This window comes from Pseudomonas sp. NBRC 111130 (assembly GCF_001320485.1).
Taxonomy (GTDB): domain Bacteria; phylum Pseudomonadota; class Gammaproteobacteria; order Pseudomonadales; family Pseudomonadaceae; genus Aquipseudomonas; species Aquipseudomonas vlassakiae.
Genome location: NZ_BCBG01000052.1, coordinates 1 through 16,150, shown reverse-complemented (window position 1 = coordinate 16,150; position 16,150 = coordinate 1). Strand labels below are relative to the sequence as shown.

At 63.0% G+C, this 16,150-nt stretch carries 16 protein-coding genes and 1 tRNA gene; 7 read left to right on the top strand and 10 right to left on the bottom strand.

Annotated elements, in window-relative coordinates:
• Positions 1 to 96 precede the first annotated feature (96 nt).
• Positions 97 to 804, bottom strand: a complete 708-nt coding sequence (locus APH33_RS19975; protein ID WP_054886817.1) for an arginyltransferase — start codon at positions 802 to 804, stop codon at positions 97 to 99.
• A 56-nt stretch (positions 805 to 860) separates the two neighbouring features.
• Positions 861 to 1,541 carry a leucyl/phenylalanyl-tRNA--protein transferase gene (gene aat, locus APH33_RS19970; protein ID WP_054886816.1) on the bottom strand — a complete coding sequence of 227 codons (681 nt, stop codon included), beginning with the start codon at positions 1,539 to 1,541 and terminating at the stop codon, positions 861 to 863.
• Positions 1,542 to 1,903: 362 nt separating this feature from the next.
• On the opposite strand from aat, the gene APH33_RS19965 reads away from it, so the two are divergent.
• The 6 genes from APH33_RS19965 (at position 1,904) to cysG (ending at position 9,536) form a co-directional block, all read left to right on the top strand.
• Positions 1,904 to 4,438, top strand: coding sequence for a DNA translocase FtsK (locus APH33_RS19965; protein ID WP_177332430.1), 2,535 nt, complete (start codon positions 1,904 to 1,906; stop codon positions 4,436 to 4,438).
• A gap of 62 nt (positions 4,439 to 4,500) precedes the next feature.
• Entirely contained in the window at positions 4,501 to 5,124 is a 624-nt protein-coding gene (gene lolA, locus APH33_RS19960) for an outer membrane lipoprotein chaperone LolA (protein ID WP_054886814.1), read from the top strand.
• Between the two features lie 12 nt (positions 5,125 to 5,136).
• Complete coding sequence (locus APH33_RS19955; RefSeq protein ID WP_054886813.1) at positions 5,137 to 6,462, top strand: replication-associated recombination protein A; 1,326 nt, start codon at positions 5,137 to 5,139, stop codon at positions 6,460 to 6,462.
• Positions 6,459 to 6,833 (top strand): fluoride efflux transporter CrcB, encoded by a 375-nt coding sequence (crcB, locus tag APH33_RS19950; protein ID WP_054886812.1) that lies wholly within the window; start codon positions 6,459 to 6,461, stop codon positions 6,831 to 6,833. Before APH33_RS19955 ends, crcB begins: the two co-directional genes overlap by 4 nt.
• 30 nt (positions 6,834 to 6,863) lie before the next feature.
• Positions 6,864 to 8,144 (top strand): serine--tRNA ligase, encoded by a 1,281-nt coding sequence (gene serS / locus APH33_RS19945; RefSeq protein WP_054886811.1) that lies wholly within the window; start codon positions 6,864 to 6,866, stop codon positions 8,142 to 8,144.
• A complete protein-coding gene (gene cysG, locus APH33_RS19940; RefSeq protein ID WP_054886810.1) occupies positions 8,145 to 9,536 on the top strand; it encodes a siroheme synthase CysG in 1,392 nt (463 codons plus the stop codon).
• A 33-nt stretch (positions 9,537 to 9,569) separates the two neighbouring features.
• Here the strand turns inward: cysG and APH33_RS19935 are convergent, their stop codons facing one another.
• From APH33_RS19935 to APH33_RS19900, 8 genes are all read right to left on the bottom strand, one after another.
• Positions 9,570 to 10,529 (bottom strand): glutathione S-transferase family protein, encoded by a 960-nt coding sequence (locus APH33_RS19935; RefSeq protein ID WP_054886809.1) that lies wholly within the window; start codon positions 10,527 to 10,529, stop codon positions 9,570 to 9,572.
• 93 nt (positions 10,530 to 10,622) lie between these two features.
• On the bottom strand, positions 10,623 to 11,609 hold the full coding sequence (locus tag APH33_RS19930; protein WP_371263268.1) for a glycosyl transferase family protein: 987 nt from the start codon (positions 11,607 to 11,609) through the stop codon (positions 10,623 to 10,625).
• A gap of 14 nt (positions 11,610 to 11,623) precedes the next feature.
• Positions 11,624 to 11,959 (bottom strand): TusE/DsrC/DsvC family sulfur relay protein, encoded by a 336-nt coding sequence (locus tag APH33_RS19925; RefSeq protein ID WP_054886807.1) that lies wholly within the window; start codon positions 11,957 to 11,959, stop codon positions 11,624 to 11,626.
• Entirely contained in the window at positions 11,956 to 12,252 is a 297-nt protein-coding gene (gene tusB / locus APH33_RS19920; protein WP_054886806.1) for a sulfurtransferase complex subunit TusB, read from the bottom strand. Before tusB ends, APH33_RS19925 begins: the two co-directional genes overlap by 4 nt.
• Positions 12,252 to 12,611 (bottom strand): sulfurtransferase complex subunit TusC, encoded by a 360-nt coding sequence (tusC, locus tag APH33_RS19915; protein ID WP_054886805.1) that lies wholly within the window; start codon positions 12,609 to 12,611, stop codon positions 12,252 to 12,254. The genes tusB and tusC overlap by 1 nt, the downstream gene beginning before the upstream one ends.
• Position 12,612: 1 nt before the next feature.
• Positions 12,613 to 13,005: a sulfurtransferase complex subunit TusD gene (gene tusD / locus APH33_RS19910; protein WP_054886804.1), complete on the bottom strand. Its 393-nt coding sequence runs from the start codon at positions 13,003 to 13,005 to the stop codon at positions 12,613 to 12,615.
• 87 nt (positions 13,006 to 13,092) lie between these two features.
• Positions 13,093 to 14,472, bottom strand: a complete 1,380-nt coding sequence (locus tag APH33_RS19905) for a nucleobase:cation symporter-2 family protein (RefSeq protein ID WP_054886803.1) — start codon at positions 14,470 to 14,472, stop codon at positions 13,093 to 13,095.
• A 197-nt stretch (positions 14,473 to 14,669) separates the two neighbouring features.
• Entirely contained in the window at positions 14,670 to 15,341 is a 672-nt protein-coding gene (locus tag APH33_RS19900; RefSeq protein WP_027919754.1) for a Bax inhibitor-1/YccA family protein, read from the bottom strand.
• A gap of 253 nt (positions 15,342 to 15,594) precedes the next feature.
• Here APH33_RS19900 and APH33_RS19895 point away from each other — a divergent pair.
• A tRNA-Ser gene (locus tag APH33_RS19895) sits at positions 15,595 to 15,684 on the top strand.
• Positions 15,685 to 16,150: the final 466 nt, after the last annotated feature.

The following is a 16,150-nucleotide window of genomic DNA, read 5'->3' as shown; positions in this document are numbered from 1 at the left end:
TAGAGCCCTCGGATCCAGTGTTGGCCCGACGCATACCGCACCGGGCAAAAAAGTGGCGTGGATTATGCCCGAAAACTGTGTGTCAAGCCAATGCTTTCAGTTGAGGGTGACCCAGCGCTGGTTTATCAACAACTCGATAGGCCGATACTGCGTCTTGTAGTTCATTTTCTTGCAGTTCTTGATCCAGTAACCCAGGTACACCGCTTCCAGATCCTGGCGCAAGGCTTCGGTGATCTGCCAGAGGATGGCAAAGCGCCCGAGGCTGCGGCGTTCTTCTTCCGGCTCGTAGAACGTGTAGACCGCCGACAGGCCATTGGGCAGCAGGTCACAGACGGCCACTGCCAGCAGGCGGCCTTCGAGGCGGAACTCGTAGAACCAGCAGAACGGCAGGTCGCGGACCAGGAAGGTGGAAAACTGGTCGCGACTCGGCGGGTACATGTCGCCATCGGCGTGACGGGTCTCGATGTAGCGCCGGTACAGGTCGAAATATTCTTCCTTGAACGCCGGGCGCGCCGCCGTCACGGTCAGGTCGGCATTACGCTTGAGGATGCGCCGCTGCTGGCGGTTGGGGATGAAGCGCGCGGCGGGGATGCGCGCTGGCACGCAGGCATTGCAGTTCTGGCAATGCGGGCGGTACAGGTGGTCACCGCTGCGGCGAAAGCCCATTTCCGACAGATCGGCATACACATGCACGTCCATCGGCTGGCTGGGGTCGAGGAACAGCGTGGTGGCCTGTTCGTCCGGCAGGTAGCTGCAGGAGTGGGGTTGAGTGGCATAGAACTTCAACCGCGCCAACTCTGTCATGATCAACCCCCTCGGTGAGACTTTGCTTTAAGTGTAAGCCAGCTGGCAAAACTCGCCTAGCAAACCCAGGTAGCACTGTTGGGCTGATCGAGGTGGCGCGCCAGGTAATCGGCGAAGCGGCTGCGGCTGATGGCCCGGGCGCCCAGGCTATGCAGGTGGTTGGTGGGCATCTGGCAGTCGATCAGCACGAAGCCGGCCTGGCGCAGGTGTTCGACCAGCGTCACGAAGCCGACCTTGGAGGCATTGTCGGCGCGGCTGAACATCGACTCGCCGAAGAACAGTTGGCCGATGGCCAGGCCATACAGGCCGCCGACCAGCACGCCGTCTGCGCGCACTTCTACCGAATGGGCAATACCGCGCCGGTGCAGTTCGCAGTAGGCATTGCGCATGGTGTCGGTGATCCAGGTGCCGTCGGCGTAGTCGCGCGGGGCAGCGCAGGCGGCAATCACCGCCGGGAAGTCGGTGTCGAAGCTGACCTGGTAGCGGCCCTGGCGCATCAGTTTGGCCAGCGAGCGCGAGACGTGCAGCTCGTCAGGGAACAGCACCGTGCGCGGGTCAGGTGACCACCAGAGAATCGGCTGGCCGTCCTGATACCAAGGGAAGCAGCCATGCCGGTAGGCCTGCTCCAGGCGCTCGGGGCTCAGGTCGCCGCCAGCGGCAAGCAAACCGTTGGGGTCGTGCAGGGCCTTTTCCAGGGGTGGGAAGGTCAGCGAGTCGCGGGTTAGCCAGGTGAGCATGGTCTATCGTGCGGTGGGGGAGGGGAGAGGGCAGCATGGCTTGCAGGGCTTGCGGGGTCAATGCTGGCAGGCTCAGCAGTTATTGGCTGGCAGCAGAATAGGCAATTTCCTACACATTCATGAAGGCGTAGGCACCATCCGCTACATTTGCTGTCACACCTGTGCAAAAACACAGCATAAGCCTTTGTCACAGAAGGCAATGCATGCTCAAATTGCACCTATACGAAAGTCGCCCCCACTCGAGCTCCATACGGCGTGCCGTCATGGCGGCTGGCGGGCAGTAATGTTAAAAGTAGTGGTTCATTGGCCAGACACCGGCCGATCACTACTGGACGCGCAGCACGCGCAGGAATAGACGCGTTTTGAAGAAATCCACCGCAACTCCAGCTCCTTTGCCTGTGCCCCTGTGGCGGCAGCAGCTGCATTACCGCCTCAAGGAAGGCGCGTTGATCGCTGTCGGCGCCCTGTGCCTGTACCTGTGGATGGCACTGCTGACCTACGACACGTCGGACCCGGGCTTCAGCCATACCAGCAACATCGACCAGGTGCAGAATGCCGCCGGGCGTGCCGGCGCGTACTTTGCCGACATCCTGTTCATGGTGCTCGGCTACTTCGCCTATATCTTCCCGTTGCTGCTGGCGATCAAGACCTGGCAGATCTTCCGCGAACGGCACCAGCCGTGGCAATGGAGCGGCTGGCTGTTCTCCTGGCGGCTGATCGGCCTGGTGTTCCTGGTGCTGTCGGGCGCGGCGCTGGCGCATATCCATTTCCACCCGCCGGCGAGCCTGCCGTTTTCCGCGGGCGGTGCGCTGGGCGAAAGCCTCGGCGACCTGGCGCGCAACCTGCTGAACGTGCAGGGCAGCACCCTGATGTTCATTGCCCTGTTCCTGTTCGGCCTGACCGTGTTCACCGACCTGTCATGGTTCAAGGTGATGGACATGACCGGCAAGATCACCCTCGACCTGTTCGAACTGGTTCAGGGCGCGGCCAGCCGCTGGTGGGAGGCACGCAACGAGCGCAAGCGCCTGGAGGCGCAACTGCGTGAAGTGGACGACCCGGTGTTCGATCTGGGGTCGAAGGCCAGCGACAAGCGTGAACCAGCCAAACCGGCGCTGCGCGAGCGCATCTTCAAGCGTGAGGAAACGCCGGCCCAGCCCGTCGAGCCGCGTGAACCGACCCTTTCCCGTGAACCGACACTCGCCCGCGAGCCTGTGGTGCCTCGCGAACCAACCCTCGCCCGCGAACCTGTCGTGCCGCTTGAGCCCGTGGTCTCCCGCGAGCAGCCAGCAGCGGCCCCGACCATTGTGCCCCCGGCCGCGGCAAGGGCGCCGGAGCCGAGCAAGCGGGTCATGAAGGAAAAACAGGCGCCGCTGTTCGTCGACAGCGCCGTAGAGGGGACCCTGCCGTCGATTTCCATCCTCGACCCGGCCGAACAGAAGAAGATCGAGTACTCGCCAGAGTCCCTGGCCGGTGTCGGCCAGTTGCTGGAAATCAAGCTCAAGGAGTTCGGCGTGGAAGTCTCGGTGGACTCCATCCACCCGGGCCCGGTGATTACCCGTTACGAAATCCAGCCGGCCGCTGGCGTGAAAGTCAGCCGCATTGCCAACCTGGCCAAGGACCTGGCGCGTTCCCTGGCGGTGACCAGCGTGCGGGTGGTCGAGGTCATCCCCGGCAAGACCACCGTGGGTATCGAGATCCCCAACGAAAACCGGCAGATGGTGCGCTTCTCGGAAGTGCTCGCGACGCCGCAGTACGACGAGCAGAAATCGCCGGTCACCCTGGCTCTGGGCCACGACATCGGCGGCAAGCCGGTGATCACCGACCTGGCCAAGATGCCGCACCTGCTGGTGGCCGGTACTACCGGTTCCGGTAAGTCGGTGGGTGTCAACGCGATGATCCTGTCGATCCTGTTCAAGTCCAGCCCGGAAGACGCGCGGCTGATCATGATCGACCCGAAAATGCTCGAGCTGTCGATCTACGAGGGCATCCCGCACCTGCTGTGCCCGGTGGTCACCGACATGAAGGACGCCGCCAACGCCCTGCGCTGGAGCGTGGCCGAGATGGAGCGGCGTTACAAGCTGATGGCGGCCATGGGCGTGCGTAACCTGGCCGGCTTCAACCGCAAGATCAAGGACGCCCAGGAAGCTGGCGAGATCATCCATGACCCGCTGTACCGCCGCGAGAGCATGGACGACGAGCCGCCAGCGCTGAAGACCCTGCCGACCATCGTCGTGGTGGTCGACGAATTTGCCGACATGATGATGATCGTCGGCAAGAAGGTCGAAGAGCTGATCGCCCGTATCGCCCAGAAGGCACGGGCTGCCGGTATCCACCTGATCCTCGCCACCCAGCGCCCGTCGGTGGATGTGATCACCGGCCTGATCAAGGCCAACATCCCGACCCGCATGGCGTTCCAGGTGTCGAGCAAGATCGACTCGCGGACCATCATCGACCAAGGCGGCGCCGAACAGTTGCTTGGCCACGGTGACATGCTGTACATGCCGCCGGGCACCAGCCTGCCCATCCGTGTGCACGGTGCGTTCGTCTCCGACGATGAAGTGCACCGCACGGTCGAGGCGTGGAAGCTGCGTGGCGCGCCGGACTACAACGATGACATCCTCAATGGCGTCGAAGAGGCCGGTAGCGGCTTCGATGGCGGCGGCGGCGGCGGTGGGGGCGATGGTGACGATGCCGAAACCGATGCCCTGTATGATGAGGCCGTGCAGTTCGTGCTGGAAAGCCGCCGCGCTTCCATCTCGGCCGTACAGCGCAAGCTCAAGATCGGCTACAACCGCGCCGCGCGGATGATCGAGTCGATGGAGATGGCCGGCGTGGTCACCCCGATGAACAGCAACGGCTCGCGGGAAGTGATTGCCCCGGGTGGCCCGCGCGACTGATGAACACCTTGCCGGGCGCCAACGGTGGCGCCCGGCCTTTTCAATGCTCAATGAGGATTCCCATGCGCGCGATTCGCATGCTGTTGGTTTCTGCCCTGACCCTGGGCTCGGTTACTGCTTATGCCGGTGAGCAAGATGTACAACGCCTGACCCAGTTGCTGGAAAAATCCCAGACCATCGAGGCCAACTTCTCCCAGCTGACCCTCGACGCGGGCGGTACCAGCCTGCAGGAAACGTCCGGCAAGATGACTGTGAAGCGCCCGGGCCTGTTCTACTGGCACACCAATGCGCCGCAGGAGCAGGTAGTGGTGTCCGACGGCAAGAACGTCACCTTGTGGGACCCGGACCTGGAGCAGGCGACCATCAAGAAGCTCGACCAGCGCCTGAACCAGACCCCGGCACTGCTGCTGTCCGGTGACGTGTCGAAGATCAGCCAGAGCTTCGACATCACCTCCAAGGAGCAGGGCGACGTGATGGACTTCACCCTCAAGCCAAAGACCAAGGACACCCTGTTCGACTCGCTGCGCGTGTCGTTCCGCAAAGGCTTGATCAACGACATGCAGCTGATCGACAGCGTCGGCCAGCGCACCAACATCCTGTTCAATGGCGTCAAGGCCAACCAGGCGGTGCCGGACAACCAGTTCAGGTTCGACATCCCCAAAGGCGCCGACGTCATCAAGGAGTAAGCAGAGCTCGCCATGGACCTGTTTCGGAGCGAACCCGTCGCCCAGCCTCTGGCGGCCCGCCTGCGCCCGTCCAACCTGGACGAATACGTCGGCCAGGAGCACCTGCTGGCGCGCGGCAAACCGCTGCGCGAGGCGCTGGAGCAGGGTGCGCTGCACTCGATGATCTTCTGGGGGCCGCCGGGGGTGGGCAAGACCACCCTGGCGCGGCTGCTGGCGCATTTCTGCGATGCGCACTTCGAGACGGTCTCGGCGGTGTTGGCGGGGGTCAAGGAGATCCGCCAGGCCGTCGAAGTGGCCAAGCAGCAGGCCGGCCAGTATGGCCGACGCACCATTCTGTTCGTCGACGAAGTGCACCGTTTCAACAAGTCCCAGCAGGATGCCTTTCTGCCCTACGTCGAAGACGGCACGCTACTGTTCATCGGTGCTACCACCGAGAATCCCTCGTTCGAACTGAACAACGCCCTGCTGTCGCGGGCGCGGGTCTACGTGCTCAAGAGCCTGGACGAAGCGGCGCTGCGCAAGCTGGTCAACCGTGCGCTGACGGAAGAGCGCGGGCTGGGCAAGCGCAACCTGCGCGTCGGTGACGACGCCTTCAAGATGCTCATGGCTGCCGCCGATGGCGATGGCCGGCGCATGCTCAACTTCCTGGAGAACGCTGCCGACCTTGCCGAAGATGGCAGCGAGATCGACGTCGAGATGCTGCAAAGCCTGCTCGGCGACAGCCGGCGGCGTTTCGACAAGGGCGGCGAGGCGTTCTACGACCAGATTTCCGCGCTGCACAAGTCGGTGCGCGGCTCCAACCCCGATGGCGCCCTGTACTGGTTCGCGCGCATGCTCGACGGCGGTTGCGACCCGCTGTACATCGCCCGTCGCGTCGTGCGCATGGCCAGCGAGGACATCGGCAACGCCGACCCGCGGGCCCTGAGCCTGTGCCTGGCCGCCTGGGACGTGCAGGAACGCCTGGGCAGCCCGGAAGGCGAGCTGGCGGTGGCCCAGGCCATCACCTACATCGCCTGCGCGCCGAAGAGCAATGCCGTCTATGTGGGCTTCAAGACCGCGTTGCGCGAGGCGGCCGAACATGGCTCGCTGGAGGTGCCGCTGCACCTGCGCAACGCGCCGACCAAGCTGATGAAACAATTGGGCTATGGCGAAGAATACCGCTACGCCCACGACGAGCCCGATGCCTATGCCGCTGGTGAGGATTACTTCCCCGAGGCGCTTGAGCCACGCCAGTACTACCAGCCCGTGCCGCGAGGCCTGGAGCTGAAGATCGGCGAGAAACTGCGCCACCTGGCCGAGCTTGACCGCAACAGCCCCCGCCAGCGGAGAAAACCATGATTGCCCTGATCGCTGCAGTCAGCGCCGGTGGTATTGCCGGGACCTTGCTACGCTTCGCCACCGCCAATTGGGTCGCGGCCAACTGGCCACGGCACTTCTATCTCGGTACGCTGGCGGTCAACCTGGCGGGCTGCCTGCTGATCGGCCTGCTTTACGGCCTGTTCCTGCACAAACCGCTGGCGCCGGTCGAACTGCGCGCCGGCCTGATCGTCGGCTTCCTCGGTGGCCTGACGACCTTTTCTTCCTTCTCGCTCGATACCGTGCGCCTGATCGAAAGTGGGCAAGTGCCCCTCGCCTTGGGCTATACCAGTATCAGCGTGGTGGGCGGGCTCCTGGCCACCTGGGCCGGCCTGTCCCTGACCCGATTCTGAACCAACACTTATCCATAACGAGAGAACGATATGCTCGATTCCAAACTGTTACGCGGCCAACTTCAGGAAGTGGCGGATCGCCTGGCCTCCCGTGGCTTCAGCCTGGATGTCGCGCGCATCGAATCACTGGAAGAGCGCCGCAAGGCGGTGCAGACCCGCACCGAGCAGCTGCAAGCCGAGCGTAACGCCCGTTCCAAGTCGATCGGCCAGGCCAAGGCCAAGGGCGAGGACATTGCCCCGCTGATGGCGGACGTCGAGCGCATGGCCAATGAACTGGCCGCTGGCAAGGTAGAGCTGGATGCTATCCAGGCCGAACTGGACAGCATCCTGCTGACCATCCCCAACCTGCCGGACGCCAGCGTACCGGTCGGTGCCAGCGAGGACGACAACGTAGAAGTGCGCCGCTGGGGTACGCCGACCGCCTTCGATTTCGAGATCAAGGACCACGTCGCCTTGGGTGAAGTCAGCGGTGGCCTGGACTTCGAAGCCGCGGCCAAGCTGTCTGGCGCGCGCTTTGCCGTGCTGCGCGGGCCGATTGCCCGCCTGCACCGCGCCCTGGCGCAGTTCATGATCAACCTGCACACCGGCGAGCACGGCTACGAGGAACACTACACCCCGTACCTGGTGCAGGCCCCGGCCCTGCAGGGCACTGGCCAGTTGCCGAAGTTCGAGGAAGACCTGTTCAAGATCACCCGCGAAGGCGAAGCTGACTTCTACCTGATCCCGACCGCCGAAGTGTCGCTGACCAACCTGGTTGCCGGCCAGATCCTCGACGCCAAGCAGTTGCCCTTGAAACTGGTTGCCCACACCCCTTGCTTCCGCAGTGAAGCCGGTGCGTCGGGCCGTGACACCCGTGGCATGATCCGCCAACACCAGTTCGACAAGGTCGAGATGGTTCAGGTCGTCGAACCGTCCAAGTCGATGGAAGCCCTGGAAAGCCTGACCGCCAACGCCGAGCGCGTCCTGCAGCTGCTGCAGCTGCCCTACCGCGTGCTGGCCCTGTGCACCGGCGACATGGGCTTTGGCGCTGTGAAGACCTACGACCTGGAAGTGTGGGTGCCGAGCCAGGACAAGTACCGCGAGATCAGCTCGTGCTCCAACTGCGGTGACTTCCAGGCACGCCGCATGCAGGCTCGCTGGCGCAATCCGGAAACCGGCAAGCCAGAGCTGGTGCATACCCTCAACGGTTCTGGACTGGCCGTAGGCCGTACCCTGGTCGCGGTGCTGGAAAACTACCAGCAGGCCGACGGTTCGATCCGCGTACCGGACGTGCTGAAGCCGTACATGGGCGGCGTCGAGGTCATCCGCTAAATGGATTACCTGCCGCTGTTCCACAAGCTGCAGGGCGGCCGGGTGCTGGTCGTCGGCGGCGGTGAGATCGCCTTGCGCAAGGCGCGCCTGCTGGCTGATGCCGGCGCCGCGCTGCGCGTGGTGGCGCCGGACATCGACGGTCAGCTGGCCGCGTTGGCCCGGGAAGGTGGCGGTGAGGTGCTGGTGCGTGGCTATCAGGCGGCCGACCTGGTCGGTTGCCGACTGGTGATCGCGGCCACCGACGACCCTGGGCTCAACGCCCAGGTGTCGGCGGACGCACAGGCGCTGAGCCTGCCGGTCAACGTGGTGGATGCGCCGGCGCTGTGCACGGTGATCTTCCCGGCCATCGTCGACCGTTCCCCGTTGGTGATCGCGGTGTCCAGTGGCGGTGACGCCCCGGTGTTGGCGCGCTTGATTCGCGCCAAGCTGGAGGCCTGGATTCCGTCGGCTTATGGTGAGCTGGCCGGGCTGGCAGCGCGCTTCCGGCACAAGGTCAAATCCCTGTACCCGGATGTCAATCAGCGCCGAGGCTTCTGGGAAACCGTGTTCCAGGGGCCGATTGCCGAACGCCAGCTGGCCGGGCAGGGCGCCGAGGCCGAGCGCCTGTTGCAGGCGATGGTCGAAGGTGCCCCGGTGCAGCAGGGCGGTGAGGTGTATCTGGTCGGGGCCGGGCCGGGTGATCCGGACTTGCTGACCTTCCGTGCCTTGCGCCTGATGCAGCAGGCCGACGTGGTGCTCTACGACCGCCTGGTGGCACCGGCCATCATCGAGATGTGCCGGCGTGATGCGGAGCGTATCTATGTTGGCAAGCGTCGCGCCGACCACTCCGTGCCCCAGGACCAGATCAATCGCCTGTTGGTCGATCTCGCCCTGCAGGGCAAGCGTGTGTTGCGCCTCAAAGGCGGCGACCCGTTCATCTTCGGCCGGGGTGGCGAAGAGATCGAGGAGCTGGCCGAGCACGGCATTCCGTTCCAGGTGGTACCGGGGATTACCGCGGCCAGTGGTTGCTCCGCCTATGGCGGCATTCCGCTGACTCACCGTGACTATGCCCAGTCGGTGCGTTTCGTCACCGGGCACCTCAAGGATGGCACCAGCAACCTGCCGTGGGATGACCTGGTGGCGCCGGCCCAGACCCTGGTGTTTTACATGGGGCTGGTGGGGTTGCCGACCATCTGTGCCGAGCTGATTCGCCATGGGCGGGCGGCGAGCACGCCGGCGGCACTGGTGCAGCAGGGCACTACGCGCAATCAGCGGGTGTTCACCGGTACCTTGGCGGATTTGCCGGAGCTGGTGGCTCGGCATGAAGTGCATGCGCCGACCCTGGTGATTGTCGGGGAAGTGGTGCAGTTGCGCGACAAGCTGGCCTGGTTCGAAGGTTCGCAACACAGCTGAAATCGTTGGGGCTGCAAAGCAGCCCCAGCGATCTCAACCCTGGTAGATCCCTTTCCCCACCAACCGCTCCCGATCATGGGGCAGGTTGAAGTCCTGCAACGGCCCCTTGGGCACGATCCCGTTCGGGTTGATGGTCTTGTGGCTCATGTAGTAATGCTTCTGGATATGTTCCATATCCACCGTCCCAGCCACCCCCGGCCACTGGTACAGCTCGCGTAGCCAGTTGGACAGGTTGTGGTAGTCGCTCAACCGCCGCAGGTTGCACTTGAAGTGCCCGTGGTACACCGCATCGAAACGCACCAAGGTCGTGAACAGGCGCACATCGGCCTCGGTCAGGTACTCGCCAGCGAGGTAGCGATTGCGGCCCAGCAGCGCTTCCAGATGATCCAGCTCGTTGAATACCTCATCGAACGCCGCCTCGTAGGCATCCTGCGTGGTGGCGAAGCCTGCGCGGTACACGCCGTTGTTCACCGCCGGGTAGATGCGTTCGTTCAACGCCTCGATGGTCGGGCGCAGTGGCTCCGGGTACAGGTCCAAGGTATTGCCGGTCAGCTCGTTGAACGCGCTGTTGAAGATGCGGATGATCTCCGACGACTCGTTGTTGACGATGCGTTTCTCTTGCTTGTCCCACAGCACGGGCACGGTCACGCGGCCGGTGTAGTGCGGGTCGTCCTGGGTGTAGCGCTGGTGCAGATACTGCAGGGCATCGAGGTGGTCGCCGGTGGAGCCTTGCTGCTGGTCGAAGGTCCAGCCATGGTCCTGCATCAACCAGCTGACCACCGACACGTCGATCAGCGGCTCAAGGCCTTTGAGGGCGCGGAAGATCAGGGTGCGGTGGGCCCATGGGCAGGCCAGTGAAACGTACAGGTGATAACGGCCGGCTTCTGGCGCGGGCAGTTGATTGCGGCGCTGGGCGTTTTCCCGTTTGAAGGTGCCGTCCTTGCCGTTTTCGTACCACTGGTCATGCCAGCGACCGTCGATCAAAAGGCCCATGGTGAGCTCCTCGGAAACAAAGTTGTTTGTCGTTGGAGCCCAGTCTAGGGCAAATCGTTCGAATAACTAGCGCAAAGACCGCGCCCTTATAATCTATTTATTCGATTGGTTGCGAGCGGCCCAGTAACCACGTGCGGTGGCGAAAGCCTGTTCGCGCTCCTGGCCCAGGCCACGCAGCGCCAGGGCCATGGTCGCCACCACGGCCATTTCGCCGTAGCTGTCCTCGGCTTCGCCACGCCAGACCGCCAGTAGCTGCTCGGGCTGCAGGCTCGGTGGTTTTACATGGCGGCGTTCGCTCAGCGCCGGCCATTCCTCGTCCCAGGCTTCGCCTGCACTGGTGCCGTAGAGGTGGCTAATGACATCCGGGTTGACCTCGATCTCGCCGCCATCACCCTTGATCACTACGGCATGGTCGCCGAGCAGGCGGCTGGCTTCACGGTGCACCGCCTGGTAACCAGGGTGGAAGATGCTCTGCAGGCCGCAGCGCGCAGCCAGTGGATTCAGCACCCGCGCCAGGGAATGGATGGGCGAGCGCAGGCCCAGCGTGTTGCGCAGATCAATCATCCGCTGCAGCTGTGGCGCCCAGTCATGCAGCGGAGCGAAGGCCAGGCGATGCTGGTCGAGGGCCTGGCTGACCGCTGCCCAGTCGCGGCAAAGCGGGATCTCCAGCAGCGCCAGCAGCTGTTCGGTGTACAGGCGCCCGGCGGTATGTGCGCCGCCGCCGTGCATGAGGATGCGCACACCGTTGGCGGCCAGGCACTTGGCGCTCAGCAGGTACCAAGGCAGATGGCGCTTCTTGCCGGCGTAGGTCGGCCAGTCGATATCCACGGCGATACGCGGCACTTGCAGGTGCGCACGCAGGGCTTCGGTGAAGCCGGCGAGTTCTTCTGCGCTCTCTTCCTTGTGCCGCAGCAACATCAGGAAGGCACCGAGCTGGGTATCTTCGACCTTGCCTTCGAGCAGCAGGGTCATGGCGGCGCGGGCTTCCTCGCGGGTCAGGCCGCGGGCGCCGCGTTTGCCTTTGCCAAGGATGCGCACGAATTCGGCGAACGGGTGTTCGGCCGGTGTTTCCAGGGTCAGCGGGCGGGCGTCGGTCATATGCAATTGGTCGGCTTGGGCAGGCCCGCCAGCTTGGCGGCGAGTTTGGCGGGGGTGCCATTGAACAGGCGGTTTAGGTGCGGGCTGTTGCCTTTTTCCGTGCCCAGCTTGAGCGCGGCGTACTTGATCAGAGGGCGGGTGGCCGGCGACAGCTGGTATTCGTCGTAGAACTGGCGCAGCAGTTCGAGGATTTCCCAGTGGTCGGCGGTCAGGGCGATGCTTTCGCGCTCGGCCAGGGCTTCGGCGACGGGGCGCGACCAGTCTTGCAGGTCGACCAGGAAGCCATCCTTGTCCAGGGCGATGGCGCGATCGCCAACATTCAGCGTACTCATAGCCAGCTGTTGACCTTGTCGTAGTGCAGTGACAGCTCGACGAAGGCCTGGTAATTCACGGCCTCGGCCAGCGCGCTGCTGATGCCACGGGCCAGCAGGTCTTCGTCGAGGGCGAACAGGCGCCGTGCCAGGTTGGCAGCTTGCAGTTGGCGCTGGCTGTCACTGCCGTCGCGCAGCGCATAGACCGCATCGCCGCACAGCAGCACGCCATCGTCAGCGCCCAGCAGGCGCAGGCAGCTGTCCAGGCGCTCGTCGCCGAACGGGGAGTGGGATAACACGTGCAGGGTTGGCATCAGAGCGTCACCACTTGGTCGAAACGGGCAATCAGGGCCTGCAGGGCTGCGTTGTCCAGCACCTCCACCGGCAGCTCCAGGCCGTCGGCGGCAAGGCCACGCCGCGCCAGGCTGTGCTGGCAGGCAAACAGCTCTTCGACGCCAAACATCGGCAGCGCCTGCAGGTTGGCGGCGAGGTTCTTCTGCTCCACGGCGGCAGGTTGCTGACCGGGTGCCAACTGGAACACGCCGTCATCGAGGAACAGCATGGCCAGCGGCAGATCGAAGGCGCCGCCGGCCAGGGCGATGTCCAGTGCTTCGCGGGCAGCCGGGCCGTTCCAGGGTGCCTGGCGGCTGATGATCAACATGGATTTGGCCATTTCAGTCGCCTCCGAAACAGACCAGGCGGTCGGCATTTTGAGCGGCTTCGTGCAGCTGGCCGAGGCCAGACAACTCCCACGGCTTGGGCAGGTTGACCGCCGGGCGTTGGTAGCGGTTGGCTTCGGCGTCATCGAGCACGCCGCGGCGCAGTGCGGCGGCGATGCACACCACTGCATCGAGGCGTTTTACTTCGATGAAGGTCCGCCATTGGGCGGCGATGTCCTGTTCATCCTGGGGTGCGACCACGTTGGCCGAGGCACTGTGTACCCCGTCCTGATAGAAGAACAGCCGGGCAATCTCATGCCCGCCAGCCAGCACTGCCTCGGCGAAGCGCAAGGCGCGGCGCGAAGAGGGCGCATGGGCCGGGGAAAAAACCGCGATAGCGAATTTCATGGATAACTCGTGCAAAGGAATGCCGCCATGATAAAGCAAAAAGCCCGCGCAAGTGGGCGCGGGCTTTGTCGGCGGGGCAGGTGCGGATCAGGCGTTTTCCTTGCTTTCCGGCAGGAACCAGTTGAGCACCAGGGCGCAGATGCCCCCTGTGGCCACACCCGACTCCAGCACATTGCGGATGGCAGCAGGCATGTGCGCGAGGAACTCCGGCACCTGCGCCACGCCCAGGCCCAGTGCCAGCGACACGGCGATGATCAGCAGGGCGCGACGGTCCAGGCGAGTACTGGCCAGAATATTGATGCCCGACGCGGCCACCGCGCCGAACATGACCATGGCCGCACCACCCAGCACTGGCTCAGGCACTGCCTGAATCACCCCGGCCACGCTCGGAAACAGCCCCAGCAGCACCAGCATCACGGCAATCCAGATACCGATATGGCGGCTGGCAATGCCGGTCAGCTGAATCACACCGTTGTTCTGTGCAAAGATCGAGCTGGGGAAGGTGTTGAACAGGCCAGCCAGCAGCGAGTTGGCGCCGTTGACCAGCACCCCGCCCTTGATGCGCGACATCCACAGCGGGCCTTCGACCGGTTGGCGCGAAACCTTGCTGGTGGCGGTGACATCACCGATGGCTTCCAGCGAAGTCACCAGGTAGATCACCAGCATCGGGATGAACAACGCCCAGGAGAAGCCCAGGCCGAAATGCAGCGGCATCGGCACCTGGAACAGCGCGGCTTCGTGCATGCCGGTGAAGTCCAGGCGTCCGAGGTAACCGGCCAGGGCATAGCCGACTGCCAGGGCAATGACGATCGCGCAGCTGCGCATCCATACCACCGGGATGCGGTTGAGGATCACGATCACCGCCAGCACAGCACCCGACAGCATCAGGTTTTCGCCGTTGGCGAAGGTGCCATTGGCCATGGCGCCGAAACCGCCACCCATGCTGATAAGGCCGACCTTGATCAGGGTCAGGCCGATCATCAGCACCACGATGCCGGTCACCAGTGGGGTGATCAGGCGTTTGACGAACGGCAGGATCCGCGACACGCCCATTTCGACGAACGAGCCGGCAATCACTACGCCGAAGATCGCCGCCATCACGCTTTCCACCGGCGTACCTTGCTTGACCATCAGCGCGCCGCCGGCAATCAGTGGCCCAACGAAGTTGAAACTGGTGCCCTGCACGATCAGCAGCCCGGCACCGAACGGGCCGAAGCGCTTGCACTGGACGAAAGTGGCGATACCGGAGATCACCAGCGACATGGAGACGATGAGGTTGGTATCGCGAGCCGAAACACCCAGCGCCTGGCAGATCAGCAGGCCAGGGGTCACGATCGGCACGATGATCGCCAGCAGATGTTGCAGGGCTGCCAGCAGGCCGATCAACAGCCGTGGCTTGTCCTCAAGGCCAAGTACCAGTTCGTTTGCAGGCGCCGCCGCGCCTGGGCTGTGTTCGTGTGAGCTCATCAGTGAAGCTGCCCCGGAAGAAAAAAGGAGCGCATTCTACGGGCAGAAGTGCGATTGCGGTAGGGGAATGCACGATGGCGGCATGATCGCCGACCATTAGCTGGATTTCTTGACTTTTAAGTCAGCGTGCAAGCCCGCAACATTTCCAGCGCCCAAAGAAAAGCCCGCCGAAGCGGGCTTTCCCAAGCAGCAATCAATCAGTCATCACGACCCATGATGCCAAACAGCTGCAGCAAGCTGATGAAAAGGTTGTAGATCGACACATACAGGCTGATGGTCGCCATGATGTAGTTCCGCTCACCGCCATGAATGATCGCGCTGGTCTGGAACAGAATGCAGACCGACGAGAACAGCACGAAGCCGGCACTGATTGCAAGTTGCAGGCCGCTGATCTGGAAGAAGAAGCTCGCGACCACGGCACCTAGCAGTACAAAGAAACCAGCGGTAATGAAACCGCTGAGGAAGCTCATGTCCTTGCGGGTGATCAGTACGTAGGCCGACAGGCCACCAAACACCAGCGCAGTCATGGCAAACGCCGAGCTGACCACTTCAGCGCCACCGGCCATGCCCAGGTACCGGTTGAGGATCGGGCCGAGAATGAAGCCCATGAAGCCGGTGAGGGCGAAGGTGGAAACCAGGCCCCAGACCGAATCACGCAGTTTGGCAGTGAGGAAGAACAGCCCGTAGAAGCCTATGAGCACGACGAACACATTCGGGTAACCGACGCGCATCTGCTGGGCAACGAAGGCCATGACACCGCTGAAGGCGAGGGTGAGTGCCAGCAGGCTGTAGGTGTTGCGCAGGACCTTGCTGACCTCCTGCTGCTCGGCTTGCTGGCCGTGGTGTACGGCATAATCCTGTTCGCGCATGGCGACACTCCTTATGAATCCATGGTTTTGGACGTTCAGATGCAAGCAGTCTAACAGACGCTCCGCAAGCCGCGACACAGAGAGTTTGACAGCTTGTTTCATTACGGTATTATGGCGGCCGCAAAACGAGCTGGAAGCGTGGCCGAGTGGTTTAAGGCAACGGTCTTGAAAACCGTCGATGGGCAACTATCCTAGAGTTCTTATCTCAGGTAGTCCCCAGATGCACACTTCAGGATACCCTCAGAATTGCATCGGGGAATTGGCAGAGTGGTTGAATGCACCGGTCTTGAAAACCGGCGAACGTGAGAGCGTTCCCAGGGTTCGAATCCCTGGTTCCCCGCCAAACACAAGCGAATCAAGGGCAAGAGAGATCTGAGCCCTTTTTTTGTGCCTATTTTTACCCTTCCTCCCTTGGCGCAAGCGTCCCTTGTCCAAGCATGCACGTGAGTTAACTGCTCTCGGATGCACACTAATGCATACCTCTGACCCCGAGAGTCCTATCAGAATCCCAACTGCACACTTGCTATCCGCCCGAACTGATAGAAAAGACGCATAGCAGTGCTTAGGGGGATCCTGCTAAGTGTGAAATTCCAATCCTCAGTGCGACCCTGGATCCCTCTGAACCTATGAAAACCTTGGGCAGCGTCATCCAACAAGCTGCCCAATCCAGCATGTTTTGACTTCGGATTTTTTCTAAGCAGGTCAGTCACGACACGAAGTCGGGTCGAAATCTACTCAATACTCGGGCTCGACATTCGTCCTAGGCTCTGTACGAAAAGAGATGTCGCAAACACCGCATGGAGCAAGCC

What these genes read in the sequence shown, in the direction of transcription:
- serS (WP_054886811.1), top strand. Translation starts at nt 6,864, where the DNA reads ATGCTCGATTCCAAACTGTTACGCGGCCAACTTCAGGAAGTGGCGGAT.
- tusB (WP_054886806.1), bottom strand. Translation starts at nt 12,252, where the DNA reads ATGCCAACCCTGCACGTGTTATCCCACTCCCCGTTCGGCGACGAGCGC.
- APH33_RS19935 (WP_054886809.1), bottom strand. Translation starts at nt 10,529, where the DNA reads ATGGGCCTTTTGATCGACGGTCGCTGGCATGACCAGTGGTACGAAAAC.
- APH33_RS19975 (WP_054886817.1), bottom strand. Translation starts at nt 804, where the DNA reads ATGACAGAGTTGGCGCGGTTGAAGTTCTATGCCACTCAACCCCACTCC.
- tusD (WP_054886804.1), bottom strand. Translation starts at nt 13,005, where the DNA reads ATGAAATTCGCTATCGCGGTTTTTTCCCCGGCCCATGCGCCCTCTTCG.
- APH33_RS19905 (WP_054886803.1), bottom strand. Translation starts at nt 14,472, where the DNA reads ATGAGCTCACACGAACACAGCCCAGGCGCGGCGGCGCCTGCAAACGAA.
- APH33_RS19955 (WP_054886813.1), top strand. Translation starts at nt 5,137, where the DNA reads ATGGACCTGTTTCGGAGCGAACCCGTCGCCCAGCCTCTGGCGGCCCGC.
- APH33_RS19900 (WP_027919754.1), bottom strand. Translation starts at nt 15,341, where the DNA reads ATGCGCGAACAGGATTATGCCGTACACCACGGCCAGCAAGCCGAGCAG.
- APH33_RS19925 (WP_054886807.1), bottom strand. Translation starts at nt 11,959, where the DNA reads ATGAGTACGCTGAATGTTGGCGATCGCGCCATCGCCCTGGACAAGGAT.
- aat (WP_054886816.1), bottom strand. Translation starts at nt 1,541, where the DNA reads ATGCTCACCTGGCTAACCCGCGACTCGCTGACCTTCCCACCCCTGGAA.
- cysG (WP_054886810.1), top strand. Translation starts at nt 8,145, where the DNA reads ATGGATTACCTGCCGCTGTTCCACAAGCTGCAGGGCGGCCGGGTGCTG.
- lolA (WP_054886814.1), top strand. Translation starts at nt 4,501, where the DNA reads ATGCGCGCGATTCGCATGCTGTTGGTTTCTGCCCTGACCCTGGGCTCG.
- tusC (WP_054886805.1), bottom strand. Translation starts at nt 12,611, where the DNA reads ATGGCCAAATCCATGTTGATCATCAGCCGCCAGGCACCCTGGAACGGC.
- crcB (WP_054886812.1), top strand. Translation starts at nt 6,459, where the DNA reads ATGATTGCCCTGATCGCTGCAGTCAGCGCCGGTGGTATTGCCGGGACC.